Source organism: Flavobacterium sp. AG291 (assembly GCF_003350375.1).
Taxonomy (GTDB): domain Bacteria; phylum Bacteroidota; class Bacteroidia; order Flavobacteriales; family Flavobacteriaceae; genus Flavobacterium; species Flavobacterium suzhouense.
The window spans coordinates 35,598-48,868 of sequence record NZ_QQAR01000017.1; the positions used below are offsets into that span (position 1 = coordinate 35,598).

Annotated in this window: 12 protein-coding genes; 4 read left to right on the plus strand and 8 right to left on the minus strand. The window is 38.9% G+C overall.

The features are described 5' to 3' along the window. Positions 1 to 651, plus strand: coding sequence for a peptide deformylase (gene def, locus DEU42_RS15765; protein ID WP_114759295.1), 651 nt, complete (start codon positions 1 to 3; stop codon positions 649 to 651). A 228-nt stretch (positions 652 to 879) separates the two neighbouring features. Here def and DEU42_RS15770 read toward each other — a convergent pair whose 3' ends face one another. After that, positions 880 to 1,608, minus strand: a complete 729-nt coding sequence (locus DEU42_RS15770) for an ElyC/SanA/YdcF family protein (protein ID WP_114759296.1) — start codon at positions 1,606 to 1,608, stop codon at positions 880 to 882. A 127-nt stretch (positions 1,609 to 1,735) separates the two neighbouring features. After that, positions 1,736 to 5,668, minus strand: coding sequence for a choice-of-anchor I family protein (locus tag DEU42_RS15775; RefSeq protein ID WP_114759297.1), 3,933 nt, complete (start codon positions 5,666 to 5,668; stop codon positions 1,736 to 1,738). 248 nt (positions 5,669 to 5,916) lie between these two features. Here DEU42_RS15775 and DEU42_RS15780 point away from each other — a divergent pair, with 248 nt between their 5' ends. Then, positions 5,917 to 6,471, plus strand: coding sequence for a Crp/Fnr family transcriptional regulator (locus DEU42_RS15780; protein WP_114759298.1), 555 nt, complete (start codon positions 5,917 to 5,919; stop codon positions 6,469 to 6,471). 120 nt (positions 6,472 to 6,591) lie between these two features. Continuing rightward, entirely contained in the window at positions 6,592 to 7,404 is an 813-nt protein-coding gene (locus DEU42_RS15785) for a hypothetical protein (RefSeq protein WP_114759299.1), read from the plus strand. A 67-nt stretch (positions 7,405 to 7,471) separates the two neighbouring features. Here the strand turns inward: DEU42_RS15785 and tpiA are convergent, their stop codons facing one another. The 5 genes from tpiA to DEU42_RS15810 all read right to left on the minus strand — a co-directional run bounded on the left by tpiA (position 7,472) and on the right by DEU42_RS15810 (position 11,806). Further along, positions 7,472 to 8,224 (minus strand): triose-phosphate isomerase, encoded by a 753-nt coding sequence (tpiA, locus tag DEU42_RS15790; RefSeq protein ID WP_114759300.1) that lies wholly within the window; start codon positions 8,222 to 8,224, stop codon positions 7,472 to 7,474. After that, a complete protein-coding gene (locus DEU42_RS15795; protein ID WP_114759301.1) occupies positions 8,224 to 8,724 on the minus strand; it encodes a TlpA family protein disulfide reductase in 501 nt (166 codons plus the stop codon). Before DEU42_RS15795 ends, tpiA begins: the two co-directional genes overlap by 1 nt. Positions 8,725 to 8,943: 219 nt before the next feature. Next, on the minus strand, positions 8,944 to 10,020 hold the full coding sequence (locus DEU42_RS15800) for an ABC transporter permease (protein WP_114759302.1): 1,077 nt from the start codon (positions 10,018 to 10,020) through the stop codon (positions 8,944 to 8,946). 93 nt (positions 10,021 to 10,113) lie between these two features. Continuing rightward, positions 10,114 to 11,205, minus strand: a complete 1,092-nt coding sequence (locus DEU42_RS15805; RefSeq protein ID WP_114759303.1) for a MauE/DoxX family redox-associated membrane protein — start codon at positions 11,203 to 11,205, stop codon at positions 10,114 to 10,116. Positions 11,206 to 11,263: 58 nt separating this feature from the next. Beyond that, the gene (locus DEU42_RS15810; RefSeq protein WP_114759304.1) at positions 11,264 to 11,806 is read right to left on the minus strand and encodes a DUF1599 domain-containing protein; all 543 of its coding nucleotides are present in this window, start codon (positions 11,804 to 11,806) and stop codon (positions 11,264 to 11,266) included. 84 nt (positions 11,807 to 11,890) lie between these two features. Here DEU42_RS15810 and folP point away from each other — a divergent pair, with 84 nt between their 5' ends. Then, positions 11,891 to 12,715: a dihydropteroate synthase gene (gene folP, locus DEU42_RS15815; RefSeq protein ID WP_114759305.1), complete on the plus strand. Its 825-nt coding sequence runs from the start codon at positions 11,891 to 11,893 to the stop codon at positions 12,713 to 12,715. A 55-nt stretch (positions 12,716 to 12,770) separates the two neighbouring features. Here the strand turns inward: folP and rlmH are convergent, their stop codons facing one another. Continuing rightward, positions 12,771 to 13,244, minus strand: coding sequence for a 23S rRNA (pseudouridine(1915)-N(3))-methyltransferase RlmH (gene rlmH / locus DEU42_RS15820; RefSeq protein WP_114759306.1), 474 nt, complete (start codon positions 13,242 to 13,244; stop codon positions 12,771 to 12,773). Between the last annotated feature and the right edge of the window lie 27 nt (positions 13,245 to 13,271).

Genomic DNA, 13,271 nt, shown 5'->3' on the forward strand with positions numbered 1-13,271 from the left:
ATGAAAAAAACGGTATTAACCTCACTATTCCTGATGCTGGTGGTTTCGGTTGAAGCCCAAAAGCTTTCTGAAACCGAACGTAGTATTATTTCGTCAGGCGGTAAGAAAGATATGATGCGTGTACTTCAGGTTACCGATCCGGCTGATGCTAAGATACTTAAAGGCGCATCTGTTGATATCGGACTAAAGGAAGAACTGCTGCCATTGCTGCTGGATCGTATGCTGGCAACTGTAAATGACCCTGCCAATACCGGTGTGGGAATTGCTGCGCCACAGATCGGTATTAACCGTAATGTGATATTGGTACAGCGTTTTGATAAGCCTGGTGAACCGTTTGAGGCATATATAAACCCTAAAATAAAATGGAGGTCGGCATTGCTGCGAAAGGGAACCGAAGGCTGCCTTTCAATAGCTGACATTAGGGGAGATGTGTTACGTCATTACACCGTCGAACTTGCTTATTATGACCGTAACGGGCAGCACCATGAAGAGATAATTGAAGGTTTTACAGCGGTAATCTTCCAGCATGAGACAGATCACCTGATGGGGATTCTGTTTACCGACAGGCTTGAACAGCAAAAAGAAATTGAGTATTCGCTTATCAATGGTGAAGTTAATCTTTACCTTGAAAACAGACTGAAAAGGCAGTAGTTGATTGTTTCTGTCTTTATTGATATAATTACCCCTGACAAAGTCAGGGGTAATTTTTTATTAATTTCCTACGGGAAATGTCTTCCTGAACGATTATATTTCTACCGAAATTTGAATCGCTACGCGATAATTTGTAAGCATTTAATCAGATAGCTCAATTTCCCGTTAGGGAAAAAATTTTGGTAGAAAACAGTTAGCCGTAACGATACGATTTCCCGTAGGGATAGATCATTTAAACCATTTATAATACAATTGTGCACTATATTCATACATAGCTGCTTCTGTATAAAATAATTTCATAGAGGATGGCCACCAGTTGTATACTGACTCTTTTGTACCTTCTTTTATTAAAAATCCTGTAGGTGCTGCTATGGGCTTCATACCTAATTTTTGGAAAACCGCCATTGCACGGGGCATATGTGTAGCACTGGTAACCAGTATGAATTTGTTTTTGGTTCCAAAACGTTTTTTATAGGCTAATGCTTCTTCATAAGTATTTCGCGGTGCGGGTAAGATAATTGTATCCTTTGGCGATACACCAAGGCTTACTGCCGCTTCACTACCTACTTTGCCTGTTGACATTTTATCATTTACTGCAAAACCCGAAAATGTGATAGGGCAGGAGGATTGTAGCTTATAGACACGAACTCCTTCAGTAACTCTTTGTAACGATTGTGCCGATAGTTTCTGGCTTGGGTAAAGGGAAGTGTCATCGGCGTGGTAATTACCCAATACAAGTACAGGAAGTCTTTCATTACCAGATGGTTTATATACCGGATAGTGCTGCTCTAAGTTACGGATAAGCCAGACAGGTAATGGAGTTACCGTAGACAGGAATAAGCCGGTAATAGTAATGATGAAGACTATTTTAGAGGTTTTCTTTTTCCTGAGTTTATGCAGTATAAATGCCGTGAGGATAAACATCCAGAAAATTGCGATTGGATTTAGATAGGTCATGGTTGGGATATTTACAGTACAAAGTACTTAAATATATTGATGCAGGAAAAGCCTTAAATGTAAAAATCCTGCCTTTTTAGGGGCAGGACTTTCAATTGAAAAAATTAAAAAACACGAAACTAACACTCTATTTAACGAGTAGCTTTTTCACGATACCTTCAGATGTTTTTACCAGGTACATACCTGCTGCCATGTTAGATGTATCTATTGTAAGGGCCTGTTTAGCCGATAAGATTAGTTTTCCGCTGTAGTCATATACTTCGATATCTGCAGCACGGTTAAAGTAAGCAACACCATTTACCGATGGGTTAGGGAATACCACGAACGTTTTAGGCTCAGGGTTGAATTCTCCACCACCAAGGGTTGTAGTATCAACTTCGAAAATAGTAAGCGTACCGCTTATTTCGTTTGCTACGATAATGTAGTCTTTTCCGTCAGGGCTGTCAGTAGCCTTAATGTGTGTTATGCCTTCCGGACCGTGGTCACCTGCATAAGCAGAAACGCTACGGCTGTTTTTATAGTCAACAAACTTAACATCAGTTGGGTCTGTTACATCATATACCATTACACCACCAATACGCTCAAGACCGATAAAGGCAAAAGTTTTACCACCAAGTTCAGCTATGGTTACACCTTCCGGTTCCGGACCTTTAGCACGGCTACGGCTTTTTGGCGAGTTGTCTTCGTGGTCAGAGTTGAATAATGCATTGATAGAAGGTGTAAGGGCTGTATACATTTCAAAATCATCACCACTGTCAAATACAATTTCTTTAGTGTCTGCATTGAAGATTGAGAATGAACGGGTACCTAACGCGTAGATTTCTTCATAAGCAGTACCTGCTTCGTTTTTACCATCAAAAGCAGTAACTCTGAAACGACCGGCGTTGAATGATTTTTTAAGCATATCAGCATGCGGGAATGCAGTAGGATCAAGGGTATAAGAAGAAGCTCCTATAGTTGTTCTTTCTACAAATCCTGTATATTCTTTTTCATCACCTTCATTAGCTGTCACTAAATAGTTAGTACCATTTACATTGTAGGTAGCTACACCATCCGGCATATAGTAAGCTTTAATTGGCCAGTTTGCGATAAGTATCTCATTGTTGTTGTCAGATATATCAAAACCGTTACCCATTGCGCTTACGTCTTTAGTACCAAGAGCCCAGATGTCTGTAATCGTGTTGTTCGTAAGGTTGATCTCAGCAATGGCATTGTTTTCCTGTAGGGTAACCCATGCTTTCTCAGAGTTAGCAGCTGTAGTGATATATTCCGGTTCGAAATCCTGCGACAGGGTACTCTCTTGCTTCAGTTTCCTCACACCAGAAGCAATAAGAGCTGATTCCTGTGCATTATATGCAGTAAAATATAGTGTAGTGACATTTGATTGCGTAAGGTTAGCTGCACCACCTGTAATGTCGATGATACTTACCGAACCTTCCGGGTCAATAGAATAGTCGCTGTTTGGCTGGCCTTCATTAGCAGTAAGTACTTTTGTTCCGTCAGGAGTAAAAGAGATATTGTCAGGAAGTGCACCTACAGTAACCTGATTGATGAATGTACCGTTAGTATCAAAGAATACTACCGATCCGTCAAGGTGTTCAGGGTTAGCCGGTGAAGCCACAGCTACAAGTCCGTTCTTAACGGCAACGCTGGTAACACCACCATAAACATTCATATCGATTGAAGATACTTCAGCAGGAGCGGTAGGATCAGAGAAGTTTACGATGTCAAGGTAACCTGCTACTGCACTGGTAGTGAATAGCCTTTGGCTTACAGGATCATAAACTACAATTTCACAAGTACTTGAATTCGCTCCTGAAGGGTCAAAGCTTCCGATGTAGTTAAGCTCGATTTCCTGATTAGGAACAGGAGCTGTTCTGTCGTTATCCTTAATGTAGATAGTAGCAAATGTTTCGCCTTCGATAGCAACACCGTTAGCATTTTCAAGACTTAGTACAAAGTACTCAGCGTGTTGCTCGGCGGTCGCATCGTCAAGAATGGGAATAGCGATTGTATGTGTAAGCGGGCTTAAACCTGTAAAGGTAAGTGTCTGTGTAGCAAACGTAAAGTCTTCACCAGCCGTAGCAGTGCTAAACGGAGCAGGTTTAAGAACCACGTCTACCGATCCTGCCTCAGGGCTTTCAAGGTTGATGATGAAGTTTAACGTACCGTGATCTTCATTCACTACGATAAAATCGTCAGCAAGTGATATTTTTGATGTATAATCGAAAGTAAAACTGTAAGAGCAAGCCATTTCAAGACCTGAAGCATCCATTACATTGTCTACTACCAGTGTGTTTTCAGAACCTGCAGCAAAAGGAGTAGTAAATGTAAGTGTTACAGTATTTTCGTTAAGAGTAGCTGAACTTAATCCTGCGACACCTGTATAGTTAGCTACATTGGTAGCCGATGCTGCCTCCAGTGCATTATTGAATGTAAGAATGATAGTTGTAGCTGAAGTTACAGTTGCGCTCTGTACTGCCGGAGCACCAGGGAATGCCCATGTAGGCCATGTTTGTGGCGCTGTAGCACCCGCAATACCAGTCCAGTTTGCTGGGTTAAGAATAGTAGCTTTAAGGTTTGCAGGAGCACCGGTTTGAGTTCCGCTGTAGAAAGCATTAACAGTGTTTCCGTTTACGTTTGCAGCGTTAGTACTGTTGTTGAAAGCAGTAGCGCCATCAGTAAGCGCAGCCGGTTTCATGGAAAGGCTTCCACCACAGTCAGTATTAGCAGTAACCCATCCGTTCGAGGTAAGAGCTGTAATATAGTTAGGATTTGCAGCAGTACCTGTATAAACAATCACCTGATCACCATTTGAGCTAAGACCAAAGCCCGAACCTGTAAGTGTACCTGTGCTCGCTATCATTGCTGATGTCTGGATAGTGATAACTGAACCTGCAGGAACACAGTCAGTAGCTGTCCAAATAAGACCGTTAGCACATTGTGGAGTCGTGTTCGTTGTGTATTTAGAATCGGTAATTGTAACGAAAGTACCCGGAGCGATATTTACAAATGTAAGAAGCGCTATTTCATCTTCTGTACCTGTAGCGTTCATTCTGTAAGCTGTAAAAGCCATGTCGCCTGCAACGATTGGCGACTGAACAGCGATGGTATTGAATGTAGCCGATTTTGTTTCGTCTATACCATTGTCAGCCATGTCTTCTACCGTGTTTGCTAAAAGCGCAATGTAGTATTGCTGAGCGTTAAGCAGGGTAGTAGTTGGTACAATTGTAATTGTATTGTTGGCATATGTTGCGTCAAACGGAACGATTGTTCCTGCCGCATCGTTAAGACGTAATTCTACAACAGCGTCTATGTTTGTATTGTTTATAGCAGAATTGTCGGCAAGACGGATAGGTTCATTAAAAGTAATAGTAGGATTTACCGATACTTCAATGTTCATATCATTGTTAGCTGGAGCGAAAACCGCTATGGGAGCAGCGATATCGCCGCCACCTACAACATCACCGTGTACGGTAAAGTTGTCAAAACGGTTATTACCTGCTGCACCTCCGGGAAGTTGTGAGAATTCTACCTTAAGCTTAAGATTAGCATTATTGTCTGCTGTTGTAATAGTAGAAAGATCCAGAGTAGCAAGTGTAGGATCGCCATCAACCGGTAATACTGTAGTTAGTACTGTATAAGTAGCACCACCATCAGTTGAGTACGACCATGTTTGTGTACCGGCTCCTGAACCTGAACGACGGGTTGTGAATCTGGCGATGATGTTCTCGTATCCTGTAGAAGGGATGGTGAATTCAAGTATACCACCTATAGGTGTATTAAAACGTAAGTGAGCCCCGGCAACATCACCATTTTGAGCATTGAGCGTTCCAAAATTTTGTCCTGTACCTCCGGCAAAGTCGATAATACTATTATTAGGACCTGCAGTAGCAGTAATTGCAGCACCACCATTAGTTATAGTAGGTGTTGTAATAGCCGCTATTGACGCATTGTTGTTAAAGTTCCAGTAATGGAGTAGGGACTGCGCATCTGCAAACTGAACCGTAAGGCTGAATCCGGCAAGCAGCAATCCTTTTTTAATGTAGTTGTTTAGCATGGTTTTTTGGTTTTTTAATAGTGCTACAAAACTCTACGTTATAGTTTATATTCTTATTAATAGAATAACAAGCTATTATTAAGATGACAGGAATTGAAGTTGCTTAATCGTAAACTTAAAGTTAACAGCTTAACGGTATGGTAACAATTATCCTGATAAAATAGTAACCTTTATTATATCTAAAGAAAAGTTAAAGAAGATTTTATTCTCATTAATTGTGAGTAAATTAGTTATAAAACAATTGAGCTATGCAAAAATTAATTACTTACCTGAATTCATTAGTGAGGTTTACTCCTGAAAGTTGGGAATTGATTAAACCGGTAATTATCAGGCGGACTTTTGAAAAGGGTGAATTATTATCGCAGCCTGAAGCTACAAATGACGCTCTGTATTTTGTAGAGCAAGGATACCTGCGCACTTTCGCTATTGAAGAGAGTGTTGAGGTTAATAAAGGACTTTATTTTGAAGGAGAGCTTGTAGCGGCTATTCAAGGAATAGCTATTGAGGCTTGTGAGTCTGTTACTGTATTGGTACTCGATAAAAGTACTTTTTTTGGAGATTTTGAGCTTATACCACAACTTACCGTTTTATGGAAAAACTGCCTTAGCTTTATAACTTCAAAAATTGAAGCGCATAACGATTTCTTTACATTGTATACGCCTTCTGAGCGTTATGAATATATCATAAAAAACAAACCAGAACTTTTAGAAAGGGTTCAGCCCCACATATTAGCTTCGTATCTTGGAGTGCCAAACGAAACACTAAACCGTATTAAGAGAAGACGATTACAGCTTAGTATGTAGTAAATTTATAAAAGGAGCGATATTTGTTTATATCGCTCCTTTTATAATTGATTCATTTAAAATAAATTAATGAATATATCGTTTAAAAATGTAAGTATTTAACTAGGTTTTTAAACTTATATGATCAACTCCAAATCCATTATCAGAACGGTATTTTTTGCAGTTTCTTTCTTTTCTTTCGCTACTTATTCACAGTCCAATGATTTTCCTGATTTTAGAGAATATCAAAAAGTAGGTTTGTTCATTAGCCCGGTTCTGTATTCAAAGGCAAAAGTTACCCGCGATTATGGGGATTATATACTTAATAATAAAAAAACGGCTAATATTAATTTTGGATTTGATTATTTAATTCGACCGGAACATAAATGGGCTTTTAAAACAGGGCTTCATCTCGACATGGTACCAATGTATAATTTTTCGGCAACAATAAAAGAAGGCGACCTATGGCCGGAATATAACAATTTTGAGATTGCTGCAATTGATAGATACAAATTCAATTTTACAATACCACTACTTGTACAGATTAAAAAACAAATGGGATATAATCTTTATTTTAATCTTGAGACTGGTTTTAATATGATGCTAATGCAAAAAGGGGGATATAGTTACTCAGCAGCATTTAGTAATGAGGATATGTCTGAGACACGTGAAGTATTCGCCATGTATGCTGATACGAATGGACCATTAATTGTATACCCTAACCTAGTTGTGTCTCCGGGTTTTTATTTTGCATTAAGCGGTGTACTTTTACAGACTAATGTTATATATCAAAAACCTTTAATTGGATTTTTTGAAGGAGAATATCAGTTTGGAAACCTTCTACAATCGGGTAATACAAGAGGTGATTATAAAATGTCAGGCGAATATATTGGGTTGCAGTTTACTGTACATTTAAAGAAAAAGCATCGTCGAACAACTAATGACGATGAATAAAACAATATAAAATAAAAAAGCGATAAGGAATACTTACCGCTTTCTTGTTTTATATATGTATCTCTGATTAGATAGCATTTACAATAGCAAGGAAATCATCAGCCTTAAGCGATGCTCCGCCGATTAGTCCGCCGTCAACATCCGGTTTACAGAATATTTCACGGGCGTTGTCAGCCTTAACGCTTCCTCCGTAAAGGATAGAAGTGTTTTTGGCAACAGTTTCGCTAACATTCGTTGCGATAAGGTTACGGATGAACGCGTGCATTTCCTGAGCCTGCTCAGGCGATGCTGTTTCTCCTGTACCGATAGCCCATACTGGCTCGTATGCAAGAACGATATTGTTCCAGTCGCTTTCGCTGATGTGGAACAAAGCTTCTCTTAACTGAGATTCTACAAGATTGAAGTGGTTGCCCGACTGTCTGTCAGCCAGTTCTTCACCGAAGCAGAAGATAATGGTAAGATTGTGTTTAAGTGCTGTATTTACTTTTTCAGCAAGCAGGGCATTGGTTTCACCAAAGTAAGCCCTTCTTTCAGAGTGGCCAAGGATAACCGTATTTACATGGATACCTTTAAGCATGCCTACAGAGATTTCTCCTGTATAAGCACCGCTTTCTGCCTGGTGCATATTTTGAGCAGCAACAATAATTCCTGTACCGTTAGTTTGTTGTACTGCAGCCTGCAGGTTAACAAAAGTAGGGGCAACTACCACTTTAGCAATGCCTCCTTCCTGTTTTTTAGCGATAATTTCAGCAAGCAGCGCCTGTGTCTGGGCACTGTCATTATTCATCTTCCAGTTTCCTGCAACGATTTGTTTTCTCATTATTTAAGTTTTTTTAGAATAGCGATAAGATTAGCATCGTCAGCTTCAATAGCTTTAAACAATGCGATTTTTCCATTTTTGTCAACTACCATGTAGCGTGGTATCCAGTCCAGCTTAATGTCATGGGCAAAGTCACCTTCTTTCATGCTTTTGCCTACGTGATAGTTATCACCTTTAACAGCATATTTTTCAATCCCTTCTTTCCACTTTTCATCAACTCTGTCATACGAAAGGAATACATAATCAACATTAGGGAATTGTTTTTGAAGGTCATACACTTTCGGCATACCTTTAATACAGTCAGGACACCACGATGCCCAAACATCTATTACAACGGTTTTGCCTTTGTGTTTTGCAAGGACTTCTTTAAACGTAATTTCTTTTCCGTCAAGTGAAGTCATTTTAGAATCCAGGGCAGCTTTGGTAAAAGCTGTTTCCTGTGCCTGTGAGCATGAAATCATACTGAACAGAACTATAGGTAATAAAAGCAGTTTTTTCATTTTTATTTATTAAAGAGTAACAAATTTACAATATCACATCCAACAAATATGTGGCCAAAACGAAATATTTGCAATGCGATTATCATTAAAAGTTATTATATCGTTTTCGTATTAAGGTGAACCAGAAGGCATACAAAGTTTTATCACTATTTCGATAGCTTCGGGACACAAAGCTTTGTGTTCTTAGTGTTTACATAGTGAACTTTGTGGTTAAAAAAATTATGATAATCTAATCCTCGGATCAAGATACGCATAGATAAGATCGACAAGGATGTTAATAATTACAAATGTAGCAGCAATCACCAATACCGATCCCATGATAACAGGAAGGTCTAATGTATTAAGTGCTTCCACAACTTCTTTTCCAAGGCCGTTCCATCCAAAGATATATTCTACAAATACCGCTCCGGCAAGCATTGACGCAAACCATCCTGATATAGCGGTCACAACCGGATTCAGGGCATTTTTCAAGGCATGTTTACGGATAATTCGCAGTTCGCTAAGCCCTTTTGCCCTTGCCGTACGAATATAATCCTGATTCAATACTTCCAGCAGGGAGTTACGCATTAGCTGTATCACGACACCAAGCGGACGAATACCCAGTACTATAGCGGGTAGTATTATGTTTTTCCATTTGATGTAAGAACCCTCGCCAAAATCATCAACTTCATATAAGCTGCCTGTCATATCGAGTCCGGTAACTTTATGAAGTACAAACCCGAAAACCCAGGCAAACAATATAGCCGCAAAGAAAGACGGAAGGCTCATGCCCAGTGTACTTACTAATGCAATTGTTCTGTCAATCCAGGTGTCTTTATATAAAGCGGAAATGATTCCGAATATAATGCCAATTACTATAGCTATTACAATCGCAAATATGGCGAGCACTATGGTGTTAGGTAAAGTATCGCCTATAACCTGTGTTACTTTCTTGCCGCTTTTCTGAAAGCTTTCACGCAGGTAAGGAGTTTTGATAACGGTAGTTGTACTACCTGCGGTGAATAATTTTACAGCACTGTATTTTCCTTCTGACAAATAGGTATAATCATCAGCATTGCTACTATGAAAAGAAACAGGTGAGAGGTCGTTCAGGTAATACAGGTACTGTATAGAAACAGGCTGATCAAAACCATACTTCTTTTTTATGAGAGCCAACTGTTCAGAATTTTCATTCTGGTCCAGCATCATACGTGCCGGGTCACCCGGCAGTACTGTAAACAAAAAGAATATGACAGTGACTACGCCAAAAAGCGTAAGCAAAGCATATCCTGTTTTATGTAGAAAGTATCGAATCAATTTATAAAGATTTGAAAATTAATTGATTTTAAAATTTGAAAATGTTTGTTTAAAGCATCTATTATCTCAAATCTAACATCTCAGTTCTCAATACTATTTTTTAATTTCTGAATATGGCTTTTTATACACCTTCATAAGTTCTGAAGCAACGAATTTCTTCTCATTGATGCCATCCCATTCTTTAATCTTGTTACCATTCCACAAGTAAACAATTCCAGGGGTGTCTTTGCTGTTGCCTAGCACTTTCCAAAAAGAAATGATATCAATTACCTTATATGGATATTGTGCTCCGGCAAATTTAAAGAAATCAGGAATTTTCTCAGCTTCCTCATCCATAAAGATAATTTGTACTTCTGGGAAGTCTTTATTTTTAGCTTTCATTTCTGTCAGTTGTTTTGCTGTATCCATACAGTGCTCACAACCCGGTGCAAATAATGCAACAATTTTTTTACCCTTATCTACATTCGAAAAATACGGTGCATAGCCTGATTTCGCCGGTTTAGGCTCATCAATAACAGTAACTTCTTTAATACCTTTTTCAGCTTCTTTTGTAGCAGGTACTACAGCTTCATCAGGAGTCAGAGAAATTGTGTCTGTTGGAGTTTCTTCAGTAGATTCTGTTACTTCAATTGCTTCAGTACTTGGCTCAATAGCAATGTTTTGTACGGGTTTTATAGGTGCCACCATAAATATTCCTAAAATACATGCTAATGTAACTGTTGTTAGCACCCAGAAATTATTTCGGTCTGAAACTGCAGGTAACAGTTTGTATAACCAAACCAATAGTCCTACAGCGACTATGTTTTTAATAATAGCTTCAACAGGTGTCATTGGAAGAAGTTCACCAAAACAACCACAGTTGCCTGCATTACCGCTACTTAAGGTCTCAATGGTCAGGTGTGTTATGAAGACCAATAAAAGGGCTATGGTAGCCGGAATTACAAAGCGTTTCAGCCAGTGTGGCTGAAGCAGTAAAAGCCCTAAAGCCAATTCAATACCTATAAGTGTTCTTGAGAATAGAGGAGCGAAACCTTCAGAGAATCCCATCGTGTACAATTGCTTTACCTCAAATGTAGAGATTGCAAAATAGGGGGAGGGGTACATTTTGGCTACAGCCGAAATGATGAATAAAAAGGCTACAACAATACGTATTGTTATGGGAATATATTTTTTTAAATTGTCCATTGGTAAGAGTTTTTTCTCAAATTTAAGGCTTATGCGAGTTCAATTTGTTAATGACTTGTTATTGACCGAATTTCATCAATATCAAAGCAAAAACAGCATAGTTTATCATATCCTGGTAATTGGCGTCAATGCCTTCAGATACAATCGTCTTACCTTTATTATCTTCGATTTGTTTTACACGAAGTATCTTTTGCAGGATAAGATCAGTTAGTGAGCTCACACGCATATCTCTCCATGCTTCACCATAGTCATGGTTTTTAGCTTCCATAAGGGTTTTGGTAAGTCCCAGTTTTTCGTCATACAGTTTTGTTGCTTCTTCAACATCAAGATCCGGCTGATCGGCAACACCTCTTTCAAGACTAATAAGGGCCATGATAGAGTAGTTGATGATACCTATGAATTCTCCCGTTTCATCTTCATCTACTTTACGTACTTCATTTTCCTGTAGACTGCGTATGCGTTGTGCTTTTATGAATATCTGGTCGGTAAGCGATGGCAGACGTAGTATGCGCCATGCACTTCCGTAATCTTTCATTTTGTTGATGTATAGTTGTCTGCAGATTGCAATTACCTTGTCGTATTCCTGGGAAGTATTACTCATTTAAGTAGTATCTTTGTATGTGAAATTTTTTCAAATGTAATAAAAAAGCCCCCTAAAGGCAAGGGCTATTTAAAAATAGAAGCTATGTTCATTAACTGTAAAGGCAGGCTTGTCGATTTATCACAACCCAAAGTAATGGGTATTCTTAACTGCACTCCCGATTCTTTTTTTGATGGTGGAAATTATAATAATGACAGCAAATTTTTAAATCAGGCCGAAAAGCTACTTGCCGATGGTGCTGATTTTATTGATATAGGTGCTTATTCTTCGAAACCCAATGCTGAATTCGTTTCGGAAGAGGAAGAGATAGCCCGAATGATTCCGGCAGTAGAGTTGGTAATTAAGCATTTTCCCGATACGCTTATCTCTGTTGATACTTTCCGTGGAGCTGTAGCTAAAGCTGCAGTAGAAAGCGGTGCAGCCATTGTAAATGATATTGCGGCAGGAATGCTGGATGATAAGATGCTGGAAACTCTAGGTCAGCTAAAAGTGCCTTATATCATGATGCATATGCGTGGTAACCCACAAACAATGGTGAAGCTGACACAGTATGATGATATAGTGGGAGAGATGCTGTTGTATTTTTCCGAAAGAATTGATGCAGCCCGTAAACATGGCATAGACGATATCATTATCGATCCCGGGTTTGGTTTTGCTAAAACATTGGAACAAAACTACGAAGTACTCAATAAAATGGAGCTTTTCAATATGACAGAGTTGCCTGTTTTAGCAGGTATATCGCGAAAATCCATGATTTATAAACTACTGGATGTAGCCCCTCAGGAGGCACTTAATGGTACGACTGTTCTTAATACCATTGCTTTACAAAAAGGAGCTAAAATACTAAGGGTTCATGATGTTAAAGAAGCACTAGAAACTGTAAAAATTGTTAATATGCTGATGCGTTGATTTATTTATTCTTCTTGAATTTCAAATCAACAAATAACCAAATCCACAAATCAGTTTACTGGTGGTGATAAGGTTCGTTTCTTAATATTGTAAACGCCCTGTATACTTGCTCTATAAAGAATAAACGCACCATTTGATGAGAGAATGTCATTGCCGAAAGTGATATTTTTCCCTGCGCTTTGCTGTATACTTCCGCACTAAATCCATAAGGTCCGCCGATAACAAACACGAGCGTCTTGATACCTGAGTTCATTTTCTTTTGCAACTCTTCCGAAAACCCAACACTACTGAAGTTTTTTCCATTTTCATCTAGTAATATCAACTGATCAGTTGGAGAGAGCTTGGATAGTATCAGCTCACCTTCTTTTTCCTTTTGTTGCGCTTCACTAAGATTTTTTACGTTCTTGATATCAGGAATTATTTCCAGTTCAAATTTCACGTAAAAAGAAAGACGCTTAGTATAATCGTCAATTAATTGCTGAAGCGCTTTGTTGTCGGTTTTGCCTATGGCAAGGAGTTTAATGTTCATTTTCTCTATTGCAAAGCTGCAAAGGTA